General features: G+C 37.5%; 19 protein-coding genes. 7 read left to right on the top strand and 12 right to left on the bottom strand.

Annotated elements, in window-relative coordinates; genetic code table 11:
• Window positions 1-437: PorP/SprF family type IX secretion system membrane protein (locus ABDZ97_RS13225; RefSeq protein ID WP_343788471.1), on the top strand; the 437-nt coding region annotated here is incomplete at its 5' end.
• Between the two features lie 63 nt (window positions 438-500).
• Here the strand turns inward: ABDZ97_RS13225 and ABDZ97_RS13220 are convergent.
• The 6 genes from ABDZ97_RS13220 to ABDZ97_RS13195 form a co-directional block, all read right to left on the bottom strand.
• A complete protein-coding gene (locus ABDZ97_RS13220) occupies window positions 501-1,379 on the bottom strand; it encodes a nucleotidyl transferase AbiEii/AbiGii toxin family protein (protein ID WP_343788468.1) in 879 nt (292 codons plus the stop codon).
• Entirely contained in the window at window positions 1,376-2,014 is a 639-nt protein-coding gene (locus tag ABDZ97_RS13215) for a type IV toxin-antitoxin system AbiEi family antitoxin domain-containing protein (protein ID WP_343788465.1), read from the bottom strand. The genes ABDZ97_RS13220 and ABDZ97_RS13215 overlap by 4 nt, the downstream gene beginning before the upstream one ends.
• Before the next feature lie 224 nt (window positions 2,015-2,238).
• Window positions 2,239-4,257: a membrane protein insertase YidC gene (gene yidC / locus ABDZ97_RS13210; RefSeq protein WP_343788462.1), complete on the bottom strand. Its 2,019-nt coding sequence runs from the start codon at window positions 4,255-4,257 to the stop codon at window positions 2,239-2,241.
• 349 nt (window positions 4,258-4,606) lie between these two features.
• Window positions 4,607-6,217 carry a CTP synthase gene (gene pyrG / locus ABDZ97_RS13205; RefSeq protein ID WP_343788459.1) on the bottom strand — a complete coding sequence of 537 codons (1,611 nt, stop codon included), beginning with the start codon at window positions 6,215-6,217 and terminating at the stop codon, window positions 4,607-4,609.
• A 119-nt stretch (window positions 6,218-6,336) separates the two neighbouring features.
• Entirely contained in the window at window positions 6,337-7,608 is a 1,272-nt protein-coding gene (locus ABDZ97_RS13200; protein ID WP_343788456.1) for a replication-associated recombination protein A, read from the bottom strand.
• Between the two features lie 107 nt (window positions 7,609-7,715).
• On the bottom strand, window positions 7,716-8,891 hold the full coding sequence (locus ABDZ97_RS13195; RefSeq protein WP_343788453.1) for a thiolase family protein: 1,176 nt from the start codon (window positions 8,889-8,891) through the stop codon (window positions 7,716-7,718).
• Window positions 8,892-9,053: 162 nt separating this feature from the next.
• Here ABDZ97_RS13195 and ABDZ97_RS13190 point away from each other — a divergent pair, with 162 nt between their 5' ends.
• On the top strand, window positions 9,054-10,013 hold the full coding sequence (locus tag ABDZ97_RS13190; RefSeq protein WP_343788450.1) for a DUF3078 domain-containing protein: 960 nt from the start codon (window positions 9,054-9,056) through the stop codon (window positions 10,011-10,013).
• Window positions 10,014-10,084: 71 nt separating this feature from the next.
• On the opposite strand, the gene ABDZ97_RS13185 is transcribed toward ABDZ97_RS13190, so the two are convergent.
• The 6 genes from ABDZ97_RS13185 to ABDZ97_RS13160 all read right to left on the bottom strand — a co-directional run bounded on the left by ABDZ97_RS13185 (window position 10,085) and on the right by ABDZ97_RS13160 (window position 17,048).
• Entirely contained in the window at window positions 10,085-11,023 is a 939-nt protein-coding gene (locus ABDZ97_RS13185; protein WP_343788447.1) for an aldo/keto reductase, read from the bottom strand.
• A gap of 13 nt (window positions 11,024-11,036) precedes the next feature.
• The gene (locus tag ABDZ97_RS13180; RefSeq protein WP_343788444.1) at window positions 11,037-12,938 is read right to left on the bottom strand and encodes a DUF3857 domain-containing protein; all 1,902 of its coding nucleotides are present in this window, start codon (window positions 12,936-12,938) and stop codon (window positions 11,037-11,039) included.
• 6 nt (window positions 12,939-12,944) lie between these two features.
• A complete protein-coding gene (locus ABDZ97_RS13175; protein ID WP_343788441.1) occupies window positions 12,945-14,597 on the bottom strand; it encodes a transglutaminase-like domain-containing protein in 1,653 nt (550 codons plus the stop codon).
• Between the two features lie 131 nt (window positions 14,598-14,728).
• Window positions 14,729-16,078 carry a cell envelope integrity protein CreD gene (creD, locus tag ABDZ97_RS13170; RefSeq protein WP_343788438.1) on the bottom strand — a complete coding sequence of 450 codons (1,350 nt, stop codon included), beginning with the start codon at window positions 16,076-16,078 and terminating at the stop codon, window positions 14,729-14,731.
• A gap of 59 nt (window positions 16,079-16,137) precedes the next feature.
• Window positions 16,138-16,434: a winged helix-turn-helix domain-containing protein gene (locus ABDZ97_RS13165; RefSeq protein ID WP_343788435.1), complete on the bottom strand. Its 297-nt coding sequence runs from the start codon at window positions 16,432-16,434 to the stop codon at window positions 16,138-16,140.
• Complete coding sequence (locus tag ABDZ97_RS13160; protein ID WP_343788432.1) at window positions 16,431-17,048, bottom strand: hypothetical protein; 618 nt, start codon at window positions 17,046-17,048, stop codon at window positions 16,431-16,433. The genes ABDZ97_RS13165 and ABDZ97_RS13160 overlap by 4 nt, the downstream gene beginning before the upstream one ends.
• A gap of 144 nt (window positions 17,049-17,192) precedes the next feature.
• Between ABDZ97_RS13160 and ABDZ97_RS13155 the strand changes: the two genes are divergently transcribed.
• The 5 genes from ABDZ97_RS13155 (at window position 17,193) to ABDZ97_RS13135 (ending at window position 19,454) form a co-directional block, all read left to right on the top strand.
• Complete coding sequence (locus ABDZ97_RS13155) at window positions 17,193-17,807, top strand: rhomboid family intramembrane serine protease (RefSeq protein WP_343788429.1); 615 nt, start codon at window positions 17,193-17,195, stop codon at window positions 17,805-17,807.
• Window positions 17,808-17,819: 12 nt separating this feature from the next.
• Window positions 17,820-18,665 (top strand): aminotransferase class IV, encoded by an 846-nt coding sequence (locus ABDZ97_RS13150; protein ID WP_343788426.1) that lies wholly within the window; start codon window positions 17,820-17,822, stop codon window positions 18,663-18,665.
• 162 nt (window positions 18,666-18,827) lie between these two features.
• Window positions 18,828-19,064: a 50S ribosomal protein L28 gene (gene rpmB / locus ABDZ97_RS13145; protein WP_343788423.1), complete on the top strand. Its 237-nt coding sequence runs from the start codon at window positions 18,828-18,830 to the stop codon at window positions 19,062-19,064.
• Window positions 19,065-19,103: 39 nt separating this feature from the next.
• Window positions 19,104-19,292, top strand: coding sequence for a 50S ribosomal protein L33 (gene rpmG, locus ABDZ97_RS13140; protein WP_343788420.1), 189 nt, complete (start codon window positions 19,104-19,106; stop codon window positions 19,290-19,292).
• A 9-nt stretch (window positions 19,293-19,301) separates the two neighbouring features.
• The gene (locus tag ABDZ97_RS13135) at window positions 19,302-19,454 is read left to right on the top strand and encodes a DUF4295 domain-containing protein (RefSeq protein ID WP_343788417.1); all 153 of its coding nucleotides are present in this window, start codon (window positions 19,302-19,304) and stop codon (window positions 19,452-19,454) included.
• The last annotated feature ends 46 nt before the right edge of the window (window positions 19,455-19,500 follow it).

Genomic DNA, 19,500 nt, shown 5'->3' with positions numbered 1-19,500 from the left:
TCTACTTCGGTTTTGCGGCGCATCACCTGAACAGACCAGACGAATCAATGATTATTGGAAACAGCCCGATGCCTATGCGTTTTACAGGACACGTAGGTGCTGATATTCCATTGGGAAAACAATCAAAGTATAATAATCAGACTTCTATTTCTCCAAACATACTTTTCCGTTATCAACAAGGGTTTATGGAGCTAAATATTGGTACGTATGTGAAGTATGGAATCTTTACTGCGGGAGCGTGGTTTAGAAATCGTGACGCATTTATCCTTGTTTTCGGAATTAACACCGGAGCATTCAAAGTAGGATACAGCTATGATGTAACCGTATCACGACTGACAAATCAGTCGGGTGGTTCTCACGAGGTATCCATGGGAATAAACTTAAATTGTAAAAAGAAACTACCAACGTTTAAAACTTTATCCTGCCCATCCTTTTAATAACAAACCTCACTTGCTTATTTTGGTTTGGTTTTTGGAGCGGTTCGAGAGAACCGCTCTTTTTTACAACCTATTTTCTGAAGAGATTTCATTCGTAAACTTCAAATGATCAATAAGGTCGTAAAAGTAATTTGCATCCCAGATAGCAATAGATGTATCATCTTGTATAAAACGAACGACATCGTCTTTCACTCTTTCTAGTGATACATTCCGGATTTTTGTTTTTAATAACTCTTTGATTTGCGATGTAGAAATAGTGGCTTCATGCCAATCTCCGGAATCTTTTGCACGTGATAGAAAATGATTTACATCTAAAGGTATATTTCTTTTGATATACCATTCCAGATCGTACCAATCCCTGCCTTTTACTCGATTTTTCCATTTTCGGAATAGTAAAGCATGCATCTTCCCTGCAAATAAACAGGGTTGAGTAAAGCATTTTACATAGAAAGAAAACGGGCGTAGTAAGAGTTTTTCTTCTGTTTCAAAGTCTTGGGGAGGATTTCGGTCTACTTCAATTTTTATTTTGATGGACTTATTTGACCTTATCCCAGCTTGTTTTACAATGTCTTCCAGTATTAACTCTTTCCAGATCGTTTCTGACTTTAGGAAAGCAGATTCTACAAATGTAGCTGTCTTTTTATTCTTTTCCCGAATACTTACTTTCATGCCAAGTGCTTCGAATTCTGTAATAATGGCAAAAAAATAAGGTTCCAATGAAAAATGGGAGTCGGGCTTTAGTAAAGAGAAATCCATGTCTTCAGAGAAGCGATCTAACCCATAAAAGATTCGTAAAGCTGTTCCTCCGTAAAATGCAGCTTTGTTATAAAAATCTGTTCTGGATAGTCCGGCAAGAGCTATCTCCTGCATAATCTCACGTAATGCGGAAAGAGTCTCTTCTTCGTTGGTTGGAGCATATTCAGCAAGCCATTCTTTTATCATAATCTTTCAAGTGTTTTAACTAGCATTTGTAAACTACTTTTTTTTGGTGCATCGTCTATCCATGATTGTATTGTTGAAGTATTCAATTGTTGGAGTGTATCTTCATCTATTCTCATGTCTTCCAAAAGAAAATCCATTGTTTGTCGGATACTTCTTAGTAAAACGCCTTGTGTAAGTATGATCTTGTCACAAAGAGCTTTTTCCTGTGAGGCAATCATAATCGTTTGTTGTGGAGTTAAACGAATACTTTTTATTCCGAAAGAATAGTAAGGAGCTGATAGATGTTGATAAGTGAATCGTCCCACGGGGGTACTGTAGTTTTTAGATGTTTTTATAGTGACAGAACTTGTTTCGTATACTCTCTCTGGGATCATCTCCCAGTATGATAATGCTGATTCAACTGATATGTAGCTGGGACCTCTTAAGTGGTTTGCAATAAGGAAAAGATCCGGAGTGGGTAAGTCTAGTTCAGAACCAGGAATGTAGAGACCTCTTCTTATTGAAAGAAGTTCTCCGCTTTTAAGTAATTCACTTATTTTATCGTTGGGACGGTTATACTCGCTGAGCATTTCCATGACCATTTGATGGTTAATGGGAGTTTCCTGGTATTTTTTTATTTTTCTTCTGAACGACATTGTTGTTATTTATAATTACAATAATCGGAATTTATCCGATTATTTACAATTATTTTTACATTTTAATGTCAATTTAAATCATAATAATCGGAATTTATCCGATTATATGTTTTTTATTTTTCATATTTGTTTATGAATTGATTTGTAGAAGAAGCAAAAAAGAGTAAAACAAAAAAGGTCAGAACTAATTCTGACCTTTTGTTATTATATCGATATCAGGAATATTATTTTCTCTGATTCATTTTTTCTTGTTGTGCTTTTTGCATCGCTTCAAGTCGTTCCTGAAATTTAGACTTTTTCTTCTTTGTTCCATCGCCGTTATTAGCAAGTTTTGCTTCCATTTTGGCTTTTAATTTGTCTTCATCTACAAAGAATTGTTTGATAGCAAGCATGATTAGAATAGAAGTAAGAGTAGATATGAAATAATAGTAACTCAAACCGGATGAATAATTGTTAAAGAAGAAAATCATCATAACCGGGAAGATATACATAATCACCTTCATGTTTGGCATACCTGGTTGTTGAGGTTGTTGCATGTTACTACTATTAAAATGAGTGTAAAACAAAGTAGTAACAGACATGAGTAAAGTAAATAGTGAAATATGGTTTCCATATATATCAGAAAGGAAAGGAATATATTTGTCCCAACTAACAATGGCATCATAAGATGACAGATCTTCTGCCCATAGGAATCCTTTTTGTCTCAAATCGAATGAACTTGGGAAAAAACGGAAAACAGCAAATAGGATCGGCATCTGTAAAAGCATTGGAAGACAGCCCGATAAAGGACTTGCCCCTGATTCTTTATAGAGCGTCATCATTTCCATCTGTTTCTTCATTGCATCTTCCTGCTTAGGGTATTTCTCCGTTAGTTTATCAATTTGAGGACGCAGGATTCTCATTTTCGCTGAAGAAACATACATTTTCCAGGTAACAGGAGCCAAAATAAGTTTAACAATGATTGTTAATAAGAGAATAGCGATTCCGGCACCAATACCAATATCTGTAAGCCAAACGAAAATAGGCTGAATCATATAAATATTAACCCATCTGAATACTCCCCATCCGAGGTTGATAATGTCCTCCAGGTTACTATTATATGAGCTTAATATGGTATAATCGTTAGGACCAAAGTACCATTGCATCTTGATTGATCCATTTTCAGAACTGCTAATTCCGGCATTTACCAAAGCCGTGTAGTTCTTGATATAGGTACCTTCTTTGCTGGAAGTTTTGTCATAAGGAGTGATTCCAAGTTTTGCTCCCGAAGCAAATGGTTTTTCAGGAATCAGTATTGAAGAGAAGTAGGATTGTTTGAAAGCAATCCAATCAGAAGGTGTTTCTGTTTGTAGATGATCCTGACTAGACTCGGAAAGATAATCATATCCTTTTTCATTGTGAAAGAATACGGTAGAAACCATTCGTTCCTGCGAAGCCGCTTTTTCTGTACGTAACAAATCAGTTCTCCAGTTCAAAAGTATTTGATCAGGGTCAATGTCTTCTCCAAAACCATGCATGCTGATAGAGAAGTCTACATGGTAAGAGTTTTCAGCAAGTTCATAATTGAAGTCGATATATTTTCCTGATTCGGGAGAAAGACGCATGGTAATTACATTCTTTTCTGTCTTCAGAGCTTCGAATGCTAACCCTTTCGTTCTGATTTGCTCTCCTTTGTAAGTGAAGATTAGTTCTGTAACACTATTTTCTTCATCGAATAACTGTAAATAGGCATTTTCATTATTTGAAGCAAAATCAGTATAGGTTTTATAATCTTTTAGATAAACAGCGCTGATACGTCCCCCTTTTTCGCTTACTTCTGCTTTTATCAGGTCGTTTTCAAGTACAAATTTTTCTCCTGGTGCATGCATATACAACCCGGAGAAAGTAGTTTTCTTCTGATTAGATGCTTTTTGAGGAGATTTTTTTTCTGCTGTTGAGCTTTTTACGGGTTCTTCTACTATGAATGTAGAATCGATAGAGCGAACCGTGTCAACAATAATAACAGCTCCTTCTGCATTACGAAGGATAGCATTTTTTTCATCACGTTTTGCTACCCACCCTTCAGGTAAATTAAGATCTTCTGATACATCTTCCGGAGATGTGCTCTCAACTTTTTCTGTTTGTTTGCTCTTTTGATTTTCCTGTTGTTTTTTCAGGTCTTCCTCACTTGGGCGGTTAACGATGGAGAATGTTACTAAAATTGCTCCGATCAACCCGAGCCCTATCAATGTATTTTTGTCCATTTTGAACTATCTTAGTCTTTAGATGGGCAAAGATAGCACATAATTTTTCCTATACAGATATTTTTAGCGGACAACCTGCTATTCATTTGATTATTTTCTTTTGTCAGCTTGTTAAATGTTAAAAAGTGTAAAATTTTATGTATGCATAAAACAAAAGAAGAAGTCAGGCGTTTTAATAACAGTAGTAGTTTAAAGCTTTCCAAAAAGCTTAATATTTCATAGTAGTTGTAGTAGTTGTAGTAGTTGTTGAAAGGGTTCTCGTGAGAGAACCCTTTTGATTTTAATTATGTAAGTATAAATGAAAATCTGTGGAACTATACCGGCAGAAAACAAGACGATACAATTTGTACTACTTTTTGTTTTCCAGTGAAGCCTTTACAAATGCTTTGAAAAGAGGATGTGGATTATCAACAGTGCTTTTATATTCTGGGTGATACTGCGCTCCGACAAACCAGGGATGTTCTGGAATTTCAACCACTTCAACTAATCCTGTTTCAGGGTTTTTTCCTGTCGCCATCATTCCTGAATTTTCAAACTGATCGAGGTAAGCATTGTTAAACTCATATCTGTGACGGTGACGTTCCGCAATCACCTCTGTTTGGTATGCCTGATGAATTTTGCTTTCTGATTTCAGGTGACATTTGTAAGAGCCAAGACGCATGGTTCCGCCAAAATCTTCGACATGTTTTTGTTCTTCCATCAAGTCAATAACAGGATGAGGCGTATCACTCATTATTTCTACGGTATGCGCATCTTTAAGTCCGATTACATTTCGTGCGAACTCGATAACAGCACATTGCATTCCCAGACAGATTCCCAGGAAAGGTATTTTATTTTCCCGGGCATACCGGACAGCATTTATTTTTCCTGATATACCTCTGGATCCAAATCCGGGTGCAACAAGAATACCATCTAGATTACTCAATTGCTCGATAATATTTTCATCGGTCAGTTTTTCAGAGTGAATCCAATTGATATTAACCTTGATTGAGTTAGTTACACCTCCATGAATAAGGGCTTCATTAATTGATTTGTAAGAGTCTTTTAGTTCTACATATTTTCCAACAAGCCCTATCGTTACTTCATGTGTAGGATTTTTCAATCGCTCAAGGAAGGATATCCATGATTCCAGATTAGGAGCCTGTTTTGTTGGCATGTGAAGCTTTTCCAGAACAACCTTGTCAAGCTCTTCTTCCTGCATCAAAAGCGGAACGTCATAAATAGAAGGCGCATCAATAGATTCAATAACAGCTTTTGTAGCAACATTACAGAATTTAGCAATCTTTTTACGAAGTGTAAGATCAAGTGGGTGTTCTGTTCTGCAAACCAAAATATCAGGTTGAACACCTAGCTCTAACAGAGCTTTAACACTATGTTGTGTTGGTTTTGTTTTTAATTCTCCTGCGGCAGCCAGGTAAGGCACAAGTGTCAGATGAACAACTAAACAATCGTCCGGGAATTCCCACATCATTTGACGAACAGCCTCTACGTAAGGAAGTGATTCAATATCACCGATTGTTCCTCCAATCTCAGTGATAACAAAATCATAAGTTCCCTGTTTTCCTAGGATTTGGATTCGCTCTTTGATTTCATCTGTTATATGAGGAATAACCTGAACAGTTTTTCCTAAATAATCCCCACGACGTTCTTTGTCGATAACAGATTGATAAATTCGTCCGGTAGTTACATTGTTTGCCTGAGAAGTAGGCGTGTTTAGAAAACGTTCGTAATGTCCGAGGTCAAGATCTGTTTCAGCTCCGTCATCAGTCACGTAACATTCTCCATGTTCGTATGGATTGAGTGTTCCCGGATCAATATTGATATATGGATCAAGCTTTTGAATGGTGGCAGTGTATCCACGTGCCTGAAGAAGTTTTGCTAATGAAGCGGAAACAATTCCTTTTCCCAGTGAAGAAGTAACACCCCCGGTTACAAAAACGTACTTTGTTGAGTTGGACATGATCGTCTTTTTAAAAATGTAACTACGGGGCGCAAAGTTAGTGAATCGTCATTATGTTTCTATGGAAAAGGAAAAATAAATTTTTCAGTACCTATAATCGCTTTACCGTAATAGATATACTAGTATTTGCCTTTGAATTTAGTTGATAGATTCTTGGCTATCTCCTGTTCCCGTGAAGAACTGCCGGGAGAGAAAAAATTTGTTCCGGAAAGCACGTCCGGTAAATATTCCTGTTCGACAAAATTTCCGGGACCGTCATGGGCATATTGATATTCTTTTCCATAACCTAACTCTTTCATTAGCTTTGTTGGAGCATTCCGAAGATGAAGAGGAACTGGAAGATTCCCCGTTTCTTTTACTGCTTGCTGAGCAGAGTTAATGGCCATGTAAGCCGCATTTCCCTTTGGAGAATTAGCTAAATAAATGGCACATTGAGAAAGTATAATTCTCGCTTCGGGCCATCCGATTACTGTGATGGACTGAAAAGTTGTGTTAGCGATTACCAGGGCAGTTGGGTTGGCAAGTCCAATATCTTCGGAAGCGGAAATCAGCATCCGTCTTGCTATAAATTTAGGATCTTCACCTCCCTCTATCATACGGGCCAGCCAGTACACTGCAGCATTAGGGTCACTTCCTCTTATCGATTTAATAAACGCTGAGATAATGTCGTAATGTTGTTCTCCGGCTTTGTCATAGATTACAGTGTTTTGTTGAGCAGAGCTTAGTACAACATCATCTGTAATGGTTGCTTTTCTGTCACCAAAAGTTCCGACTACCAATTCAAAAATATTCAACAGTTTACGTGCATCTCCTCCTGAAAGCTGAAGTAGGGCAGTGGTTTCCCGTAGTTCAATGTCTTTTTGTTTCAGGATATCATCCCGTTCTATTGCCTTATTTAAAAGACCTTCAAGATCTTCTTTTGTATGATGTTCCAGAACGTATGTCTGACAGCGCGACAGTAAGGCAGAAATTACTTCAAAAGAAGGGTTTTCTGTAGTTGCACCAATCAATGTGATGGTTCCTTTTTCTACGGCACCTAAAAGAGAGTCTTGTTGTGATTTGGAAAAGCGATGTATCTCATCAATAAAGAGTATAGCTCCTTTTCCACTTTGAAATAGTGTCGACTGTTCTACTTTCTGAATGATTTCACGAACATCCTTCACACCAGAACTTATAGCACTAAGTGTATAAAAGGGGCGCTTCAGTTCAGAAGCAATTAATTGGGCTAAAGTTGTCTTTCCGACGCCCGGAGGTCCCCACAAAATCATAGAGGGAATCATTCCCGAATCAAGTGCCTTGCGCAGGCTTGCTCCCGGTTGGAGTAAATGACGCTGACCTACATATTCATTCAGGGTTTTGGGGCGTAATCGTTCTGCTAGTGGTGCGGACATTCCGGATCTTTTTTAGTGTACAAATATACGGAATAGGGAGGAGGATATAAATAAAAAACGAGACAACCTTGATCGGCTATCTCGTTTTCCTATTTCAAAAAAGAATCTTAGATATTCTCGATAATCATAGCTGAAGCGCCTCCACCTCCGTTACAGATTCCGGCACCACCAATTTTTCCATTGTTTTGTTTCAAAACATTGATAAGTGTAACAATGATACGTGAACCGGAGTTTCCAAGAGGGTGTCCCAAAGCTACGGCTCCACCATTTACATCCACTTTAGCAGCATCTAATCCTAATTCGCGAATGTTTGCTAAACCAACAACTGCAAATGCCTGATTCAGTTCCCAGAAATCAACATCATTCACAGAAAGATTAGCTTTAGCCAATGCTTTTGGAATAGCTTGCGAAGGAGCGGTGGTAAACCATTCCGGAGCGTGCGCAGCATCTGCGTATGCAACGATTTTTGCAATTGGTTTCAATCCATATTTCTCAACCGCTTCTTTAGAAGCCAAAATAAGCGCAGAAGCACCATCATTCAATGTCGATGCATTAGCTGCTGTTACAGAACCTTCTTTGTCAAATACCGGACGAAGTGAAGGAATCTTATCCATCTTAACGTTCTTGTATTCTTCGTCTTCTTTCACAATAATCGGATCTCCTTTTCGCTGAGGAACTTCTACCGGAACGATTTCGTTATCAAATTTTCCAGCTTCCCAGGCGGCAGCAGATCTTGTATAAGACTCTACTGTAAATGCATCCTGGTCTTCTCTGGTGATATTACGTTCTTTTGCACAAAGTTCAGCGCAGTTCCCCATATGAACATGGTTGTAAACATCTGTAAGACCGTCTTTAACCATACCATCAATCATTTTTACATCTCCGAGTTTAGTCGCCACTCGAGCATTGTAATAATGAGGAACCATACTCATGTTTTCCATTCCTCCGGCAACAACAATATCATTATCTCCGGCGATAATACTTTGAGCGGCCATTGAGATGGCTTTCATCCCTGAAGCACAAACTTTATTAACCGTAGTACAAGGTACATTCTGGTTCAGTCCGGCAAAAATAGCAGCCTGACGAGCAGGTGCCTGTCCCAGGTTAGCCTGAAGAACATTACCCATATATACTTCCTGAATAAGATCTTTATCGATCCCAGCTTTTTCAATAGCACCTTTTATTGCAGTTGCCCCCAATTGAGGAGCCGGAACTGTTGACAAGCTACCACCAAAACTACCCATAGGAGTTCTGACAGCAGAAACAATATAAACTTCTTTCATTTTGATTATTTTTCCACGTTTTTCAGCACGAATTTAGCTATTTCATTTTTAAAAAGCAGTGAACACATAGTATTTTTATGAATCCACATTTACATAAAAAGTAGGCAGATAATTTTATTCTTGTAATTTTGTGACATATAATTGTTTAATCAAAGTATAGTAATGAAGTTTCTTAAAGCTATTTCTTGTGCTGTGTTATTAGCAGTTACTTTTTCTGTGAAAGCACAGGATTCAATCCAGGCACCGGTAAAGTACTGGAAGATAAGTAATGTGTTTGGATTGAATGCAACTCAGTCTGCATTTGTGAACTGGGCAGCAGGGGGACGTAATAACGTCTCGGCTCTGGCATTTATTAATTCAGACTTTAATTTTACAAAAAACAGTCATAAATGGAGTAATGAAATACGTTTTGCTTTGGGAGGGGTTCAGTATTTTGATGAACCTAAAATGCAAAAAACGGATGATCAGATTCTTGTCAGTACGAAGTACGAATACAAAATCAAGGAGAAGTGGTATTTTTCTGCATTAGCTGATTTCCGTACTCAATTTATGGATGGATTTATTTATCCGAATGATTCAGTTCCTAATTCGAGGTTTTTGGCTCCGGGGTATTCATTAGCTGCCTTAGGTGTGGATTATACGCCAAATGATAACCTAACCGTTTTAATGGCGCCGGCAACAGGTAAGTTCACTTTTGTTAACGATGAAAGATTAGCAAATGAAGGGGCGTTTGGCGTAAAACCTGCAACCTTGGATGCTCTTGGAAATGTGGTAACTCCGGGGCAGCGTTTTCGTGCTGAACTGGGGGCGTACATAAAAGTGCGTTATAAGAAGGAAATTATGAAAAATATTTTGATGCAAACTCGACTTGAGTTGTTTTCGAATTACCTGGAAAAACCGCAGAATATTGACGTAAATGCAGAAGTAATGTTCAACTTTAAGATTAATAGCTGGTTCTCGGCTTCCCTTCAGTTGAATCTTATTTATGATGATGATATGCGTATAGAGGTACAGGATGCTGCCGGAAACACTTATATGGCACCACGTACTCAGTTTAAGCAGGTTTTGGGAATCGGAATTCAGTACCGATTAGCCAACTTCGAAGAGGAAAAAAAGAAATAAGAGGAGATAAACGGAATAAAAAGGAAGGGTAGGAATTTAATCCTACCCTTCCTTTTTGATAATATTGAGACCTATCCCCAAAGAGATTCAAGTGTATAGCCGTTTCCCTCTTTTATCCAGAAAGAGCCGTCTATAAAGCGGTATTTTCTATCTAATTGATTCAGTTGATGCATCTCATCATCGGATAATACAATCTCAGAAGCTTTTAGATTTTCTTTCATTCGTGATGGTGTCACAGTTTTGGGTATAACAATAGTTCCTCGATTAATTGCCCATGCAATAAGAATTTGCGCTGGTGTACAGGCATGAGTGGAAGCAATCTGTCGTACGGTACTATCAGAAAACAGGTCCGGAGCGTCTTCAATATTTCGGTCTCTGGAGCCTAGTGGAGAGTATGCTGTGAATAAAATCTCGTGTCTTTGGCAAAAATCAAATAAGTCGTTTTGGTTAAAGTAAGGATGAGATTCAACCTGATTCATTTCCGGTTTTTTTCTGGAGTTGTTAATCAGAAATTGCAATTTGTTGGAGCTAAAATTAGAAACCCCAATGTGTTTTGTTAATCCAATATCTTGCACTTTAAGCATTCCTTCCCATGTTTCAATAAGCGGAACTTCACTTAAAGGAAGGAATCCTGATGCATCTTTGGGATGTATAACTTCTCTTTTATGGGCAACCGGCCAATGAATTAAATACAGATCAAGATAATCGAGTTGTAAATCTTCCAGCGTTTTTCGTAGTGCAGGTTCAACATCATCAAAGTGATGCATGTTGTTCCAGAGTTTTGACGTAATGAAAAGATCATCGCGTTGAACAATGCCGGCCTTAAAAAGTTCGCTAAATGCTTCACCGATTTCCTTTTCATTTCCATAGATAGCAGCACAATCTATATGACGGATTCCTGCTTTTACCGCTTCAATAACAGCTTGTTTTACTTCTCCCGGTGCAGATTTCCAGGTTCCCAGACCTAGAACGGGAATAGAGTCACCGTTTGCAAAATTTAGTGTTTTCATTTCAAAAAAGTAATTAAATTTTCTGATACATAAAAGACTGTTCGGAAAGTTTCTTTACCTGGGTTTCAATTTCTGTAATTAGATGTAGCTGATTACTAAGGAATATGGATCCGAACATACCGTATTGCAGAGTGACTACAATGGTTTTTGGATCTGCCTGGGCGATAGAATAAACAAAAAATCCCGCATCATTTTTGAGTTCTTTTTTCAGGTTTTCGTCTGCTTCCACTAATTGGACTTCGCTATCAAAAGTGATGTAAATGTTATCCTTAACCCGGTATCCAAAAGGTAGAAAGATGTCATTATTTCTCTCGTCAGACGAAATTTCAAAGCTAAATCCGGTAAGTGCTTTGCCTATATTGAACTGACTAATACCTTCACTTACTTTTTCTTGTAATCCTGTAGCAGTTCCTTTCCATGAAAAACTGCATTTACTTTCTTGTTCTGTAATATCAAATTGAAAAGAGCTATCTTGTATTTCAGCTTCTGTTAACATTTCATCTATGTCAAATGGATAGTTTCCGTCAGATAGTGGTTTCCGAAATTCCTGTGCAAAAACTCCTGACCAGTTATCCTGACGACGAAAAGAAATATTGTCATCCTGAATGGTTATCATCTTTCGTGAGTTCCAGTTGTTTTTTCTGAAATCATTTAGAGGAATGTCCATGAATTTAATGTCGGTGGCATCTTTTTTCTTGTAAGAATGATAAAATAGAACAGCATTGTTAAATTCAAATTCGTACGGAATTTCATTTACCTTGAAACTACGGTCTCTACCCGGTAGGAAAAAATAATAAGGAGTTTCTTCTTCCATTAGAATAAAGAACGGAGTCTCAAGATGATTCGGGATGAAATAATTTTCGGCAATCGGTCCATCAAATTTATTTCTTGTGTATCCTAGAATATAGTCTGATTTTAACAATTTTAAATACCTGGACCAATAGTCGTACAGAAGAGAGTAAGCAATTACTTTGTCACTAAAACAATCATTAGGATTTCTGTTGTTCAGTTTGGAAGAAGATACAGATTCCCATGTAAAAGCTGTGTCGATAAAATCATTGAATCGTATCAGATTATTTAAGGGGGTATCCTCTTTTTTCAAGACTCCATTTGCCAAAAGCATTTTCATATTGGCCAGATTAAATTCATCGAAAGCTACAGACTCAGAAAACCTGAAATAGAAATAATCGTAAGTCAAGGACGATCCTTTTTCCCATAAGTAACAATTAAGATGTTCCATTTTTCGGGAAAGAGAACTGTAATCGTCAGATCCTAATCCGGGGAGATCCGTTTTGGTCCAGCGATATACTTTCATCAAATCACGCTCTGAAACATCACATGGAGTATCTCCGTTTTCCAGAAATGCATTTACCTGAAAACGGCTGGCATTACGTATTTCTATTGTAGAGATCAATGATGGGTATTTTTGAGCAAAGTACACTTCCTGAGAAATCTCAATTCTATTAAATGAAAAACTATAATAAAGATCAACGACATCTCCTGCTTCTAAATTGGGAACTACAATTTTATATCCATTCACAGTGTAGTATCCATTTCCTTCCTGATGACGGGTTGTAATAATATCATTTTCTTGTAAATTGATTATTCGTCCGTCAGGTTTTATAGTTCGAACTTCAATTCTGTCAAGGTTTTCGTTATTTACTTCGTTGATAAAGATTTTACTGTACTCTTCAGCTCCCTCCTTGTTTTGTATAATGGCCCGACGAAATAAAAGTCTTCGGAAGTCAGCCCCGGTCAGATAATCAAGTGTTGTTCTGTTCTCCAGAATAATGACAGGTTCATCAATCAGGTGGTCAGGAATGTCCTGTTTTTGGTAGTCGGGGAAGACATTGTTGTTCTGAGCTTGAAAAGATGAATAAACTACGAGCGTAATAATAAATAATAACTTTTTCATAGGGTGTTATTGTTCTGATTTAGTAATAATAAATCGTTTATAGTAAGTGTCAAATTGTTTCTGGAGTTCTGATTCCTCTGGAAACACAATCCCTGAACTACTCCATTTTAGTGTTTTCTGTTGAGCGATTGAGGAGAAAGCTGTTTGTTCATCACTTTCATACTCCCACAAGGTGGGTATTGAATCCTGTTCTTTCTCCAAAGAAGGAACACGCAAAGAAATGGTGAAGGTTAGTGGAAACAGGTACTGGTTTTCGGAGATAAATAGATCATTGATAGCCTGAAAATTTCCAAATAAAGGGTGCTTAATAATTAGATCTTTTGAAGTCCTGATTTTTTGATTTTCAGTAATTAATTCAGTGAAGGAAATGACCGTAGAATCTTTTGGGAATGATAGTGTGAGATCAGACTCAATCACCTTTTTTAACCAGTACTCTACCAGTTGTTTTTGCTTTTTATAATCAGCAGAATAAAGAATAGTTCTGAAAAAGTCATTCGCCTTTCCTGTAAGGATGGCTTGAAAAGTAGCTCTGGAATAGTCTTCGTTTAAAGACCACGTTAACTCTATACTATTTAAGTTCGCGGGTGTGGAAGGAACTACTGTAAATTCTCCGGAATCTTCATTGAGAATAAAGGCATCAGTATCGATTGTCTGTAGACTGGGGAGACCGAATGTACAATGATCCTCAGTAGGGTCAAGAAAATAGTACTGATTATTGATTACCGCGACCGTTATCATATGGTTAGCCAGAGAGATCGAGGGGAAATCGAATACTTCCTTTTTAGCGTTTGTGCGACTAATTGCATTATAGGCTTCGATACCGTATGATCGTAATAAATTGGTGAGAACATTTGCCATATCTTTACAATCACCTGCCAGTCTCCTCATGGTTACCGGACATGAAAAAGGAATTACAGCTCCAATACCGTCTTCTATGTCAATGTATTTTATTTTTTGTGTTACGAAATCAAGACAGTTTATAGTTGTTTCCTCAGGAGATGTTCCTGTTAAGTTTTTTTCAGGAACCCAGGGGTTTTGAAGATTTAGTTGTTCTATTCTGGTAAAGAACCAGTCATTAAAAAAATCATTGGGAGAATACTCATAGGGGTGGACGATAATAGGGTATTGAATACTGTCAGCCAGGGCATCAATATTCTTCAGAGAAATAAAACTATTTTGTTCCAGAAGTTGTAGAGAACTGTCTCGTTGTGTTAATTTCCAACTGGGGGGGATCTTGATGGCAATTTTATGCTGAAGAGTAGGATAACGATTGTCTTTGGAGATTGAAGAAAAGAAAACAGAACCCGGTTCTTTTCTGGTATAATAGATTTCAAAAGAAGTTTCCGGCGGAATAATAACAGAGACGTATTTAATACCGCTGTAGAATCCATGATGAATGTCAGAGATGGTAAGATTCTCAGGTTTGATTTTCTTTTTCCCTATTCGCCCTGTAATACTCGTGTAGTCGTCTCCTTTTACAACAAACTCATATTTTGTGTCAGTAGTATTGGAAACGTTTTTCCCCAGAATCGTATGGTGAACAAAATAGACGTCTTCATTGATGATTTCATGGTTAACAGAGTCTGAAAGTATGAGAATCTGTGTATAACCTGTTTGAATACAAAATACGGAGAGAAAGGAAAATAGGAATAGTCGCATTTTTTTGATTTAAAGCCGCAAAAGTAATGTCTTCCCTGAAAAAATCAAAAACAAGAGCCTTGTGAAGGGATATTAATAAGTAGAAAAGCTCCCGCATAGTAGAGAAACGGGCAGCGGGAGCTTTTGTGAATTTAGTTGTTTGCCCAGTCGATTTTTCGTGAGAAATACATGACGAGTGCCAGTATGATGAATAAACCTATACTTCCTGCAAGAAGGGCGTAATTTTCCATTTGGATAATGATAAATATGAAGGTGTAAATACAAGTAAGTGAACTGCCGACAAAGAGCGCAAATTTTTTGACTTTTAATACCGTAATCGAGTAAAGTGAAATCATAGTGATGATTCCGGTTGCTGCGATGAGGTACGCAAAATTGAAACTACTGTGTTCTGAAATGGAGAGTAGTAAGGTGTAAAACAACACCAAAGCTATACCGATCATTACATACTGAACGATGTGTACGTGTATTTTGTTGATAGCCTGTATCATAAAGAAGACCAGAAAAGTTAAGCTGATTACCATTAATCCATACTTGGCAGTGCGTTCATTTTGTTGGTATTCATCATTGGGGATAATAAAATCAACACCAAATGAATACTCCATGAGGTCCGGTAAATTTTCGAAGAAGCTTTGACCAAACGGACGGTTGAGATTTAGTATTTTCCAGTCTGCGGAAAATCCCGATTCACTGATTTCCTTGGTTTCATCGTTGGGGAGAAACTCTCCGGTAAAACTAGGAGAGTGCCAATTAGAAGTCAGGTGAACTTCTGTTGTTTTTCCTATTGGGACAAGTCGGATGCTTTTGCTTCCATTGTACTGAATGGAGAAAGAAAAGTCCTTGGGCTTTTTTGAAGAAAACAGCGATGAATCCAGATAACCGGAGGAAAGAGTTTGCATATTCCCATAATCATCACCACTGTATTGTGATTCAAGTGTGTATGATTTCCCGTTCAGGTTAATTTGTACTTCTTTGGTTATGTTTTTGAGGTTAGTGGTGCGGATTAGGAGGGTTGCTTTTTCCCACTCAATAGCATTGTCCTGTGTATTGATATCCGAGAAATCAGGGTGCAGGTAGTTCCCATTACAGGTAACACCACCGGAATAGACAATGCTTTGGTAATTGCCTCTTTTTAATGATTTGGTATTTATATCAATTGAATTAGATAGTGTTTCAGGAAAAAAGTAGGCATATTTTGTAGTGGAGTTGCGCTGCTTTGTTGTTTCATTGTTTTGGTCAACAATAATGGTTTCCGAATATACTTTGTAAGGAACTTTTAAGATTGGTCCGTAGATAATAACTTCTTCCCCCCATTTATCGTTGACTTCAGCGATAACTTCTTGTTGTCTGTGCTTCCGTTCACTAATTAATTGCCTGACAAATTCAAGTGGGATTAATAACAGGAGGGTTAAAATACCAACTAGTATAAAGCGGGCTGTTGCAGTATTCAGAAAGCTGAATAGACTCTTTTCTTGTTTTTCCATATTTGTTTATTTTATTTTTTTAAAAGAACTTTGTTTTTCAAAGTGAAAAGTCAAAAAAATTATTCGTTCTGTAAAAGTTGCTCCAGAGCCTCAATATGCTCTCTGAATGCTTTTTTTCCGGATGGGGTAGACTTATATCTGGTATTAGGCTTTTTTCCGATAAATTGTTTTTCTACTGATATATAGTTTTCTTTTTCGAGTGCTTTAATATGACTGGCGAGGTTCCCGTCCGTAACACCTAAAAGTTCTTTAAGACTATTGAAGTCAATGCTTTCGTTTACAGAAAGTACAGACATGATAGCAAGGCGAACCCGGTGATCAAAAGCTTTATTTATATTTTCTAATATGTTCTTCACGCGGGTTGGTTTCGATCGTATTTGAAATACATAATGGTACCATACAAAATATGTGAAAAGCCGAATCCGACAGCCCAAAAGTATAAAGAATTACCCGGAAATTCAGTGGCAAGTAAGCCAAGTATGATTTCTGTAATACCTAAATATCTGAGATCGCGCAAAGTATATTTACTCGCATTGACACAGGCCATGCCATAGAAAATTAACATAACCGGTGCGATTAATCCGTAGTATTGATGCTTGAGAAGAAGAAGAATGAACAAACCGCCTGTTGCCAGAGGAATTAGAAAGTTAATAAGCATTCGTTTTGAACTTTCTCCCCATATCTGATCTCCATGACGTTTCGCTTTTGCCTTACTCAGTAGAACGGCTGTTAAGACAGAAGCCAGTAAAACACCAGAGGTAGTGAGTAGAATAAATGTAAATGTTCTGCTTTCCAGAGTAATGACAGGATAAGGATGTGCGTGTATAAGGTAATATACAATAACAGCTCCTATGATGGCATAAATACCGGCGAGAATTCCTGATAAGCCACTAAGAGAGAGAAATTGAGAAGAACGATTCATCAACTGTTTGATGTCTTTCAGGTCGTTCAGATATTTTTCTTTAGTCATATTGAAAAGTTCTTTGAAATTCAAAGTTATTGCATTTTCACGAATAAACAATACATGAGCAAAAAATTAAGAGAATTTAACATCAGCTCAAGTGAATCCGAACCTTTTTTTTATTCCTTCGTAAAGGACGAAAAAGGAAAAATAATGTCAATAACACTCATACTTGTAAGTATTACTTCTGTACTATCTGTTTACGCATTTTCTAACCCTGAACAGAAGTATAAACTGATGTTTATTCCGTTTAATATCAAGCACAGAAAGAACCAGGGATATCGCTTTTTTTCTCATTTGTTCATTCATGCCGACTGGATGCACCTTATTTTTAACATGTACGTGCTCTACATTTTCGGAGAGTTGGTAGAGTCTGTTTTTATGAATCTTGACGGTGCGGTTAACGGACATCTAAACTATCTGTTGTTATACTTCGGAGGAGGCCTTTTTGCTACGCTTATTCCGTTCGGGAGACACAAAGACAATCCTAACTACTTATCCTTAGGAGCTTCAGGGGCGGTTTCTTCGTTAGTTTTTGCTTCTATCATTCTTGCGCCAAATATTGAAATCGGACTTATTTTTCTACCAAAGATACCCGGTTATTTATTTGGAATTTTGTATATTGCTTTCGAATATTACATGGACAAACGTGGTAATTCAGGAATTGCTCATGACGCACACATAGGAGGAGCAATTTTTGGGATCGTTTTTGTAATAGCCACTAAATTCAACCAATTTCAAGCCTTCATCAATTACATTGTGAACTAAAACGAAACTGCTATGACTTGTCTGGTCAATAATAATGGTGAGATAATTGAAGGTAAGGCACACGCTGTTGAAAGTTCGAGCAGGGCATTTTTATACGGAGACGGACTCTTTGAGTCGGTTAAAGTAATTAATGGAAAGCCGATCAATATTGAGAATCATTTTGCAAGGTTAAAAGCAGGTGCTGAATTGCTGAAGTTACGTCTTCCGAATTATTTTTCTGCCGAATTTTTTAGAGAAAAAACGCAGGAGTTAATTGATAAATCCGGTATAAAAGCTGGTGGAAGAGTTCGGATTTCTATTGACAGGACTTCCGGTGGAGCCTATCGCCCCGTTTCCAATGAGGCTTGTTATCTGATTGAAGTGGAAGACCGCCCTTCTAATTGTTTTGAATTGAATGCAAAAGGTCTGGAAGTTGATTTGTATATCAATATGCGAAAGCAGGTATGTAAATTATCGAATTACAAGACAAAGAACGGGTTGTTGTATATCATGGCTTCTCTGGAGGCAGAAGAAAGACAACTGGATGATGTGTTGCTGACGAATGAAAAGGGGATAATTATTGAGGCTACCTCTTCGAACTTATTTGTTGTAAGTAATGGGGTATTATATACACCGGGACTGGAGGATGGTTGTCTAGCAGGAACAATGCGAATGCAGATTATAAATCTTGCTCTGGAGAATCAGATGAAGGTATACGAGTGTAGTATCATGCCGCAGAATCTTTTAGTTGCGGATGAGGTGTTTTTGACCAATGCTGTAAGAGGGGTGATGTGGGTTGGAGGCTACAGAACCAAACGTTACATGAACAATGTTTCAAGAAAATTTGTTGATTTATTGAACGCGGAGTATTGTATTTGAGAACTCTTTTCTATTTTTGCACCCGGAAAAACAGGTGCAGTAAAACTTGGGTAAACAGGGATTTGAAAGAAAAAATAAAAATATCTAACTCCTTGTTTGGATAAGAGAGAAAAAAGTATTTACTTTGCACCCCAATTTTGAATAAAGGTAAATCGTTATACAATGTCACGAGTTTGTCAATTAACAGGAAAAAAGGTAATGGTCGGGAACAATGTTTCTCACTCTAACCGTAAAACGAAGCGTAAGTTCTATCCGAACTTGGTAGTTAAGAAATTTTATATCCCAGAGGAGGATAAGTACGTTACCTTGAAAATTTCTACTTCCGCTTTGAGAACAATCAACAAGAAAGGAATTTCTGCTTGTTTGAAGGAAGCAAGAGAAAAAGGGTTAATGAAGTAATAAACTATCGAGTCGGGAGATTCAATAAAAGCTTAAAAGATGGCAAAGAAAGGTAAAGGCAACAGAGTTCAGGTGATTCTTGAGTGTACAGAACACAAAGAAAGTGGTATGCCGGGAACTTCACGTTATATTACGACTAAGAACAGAAAAAATACGCCGGACAGAATGGAGATTAAGAAATTTAATCCTGTTCTAAAGCGTTATACAGTACATAAAGAAATTAAATAATAAAGCGTTATGGCTAAGAAGGTAGTAGCATCGTTGCAATCAGGTGGAGGAAAGGAACACACCAAGGTTATCAAGATGGTGAAAACGGAGAAAGGGTCTTACTCTTTCAAAGAAGAAATCGTACACAACGATAAGGTTAAGGAGTGGTTTGATAAGAACTAATTCTCCCGACAAACTCGATAAAATATGTAACTTGAGCTTCCTTTCT

The sequence above is a fragment of the Wandonia haliotis genome, from assembly GCF_039523435.1.
GTDB lineage: Bacteria > Bacteroidota > Bacteroidia > Flavobacteriales_D > Crocinitomicaceae > Wandonia > Wandonia haliotis.
This window is presented reverse-complemented; position numbering and strand designations above follow the sequence as displayed.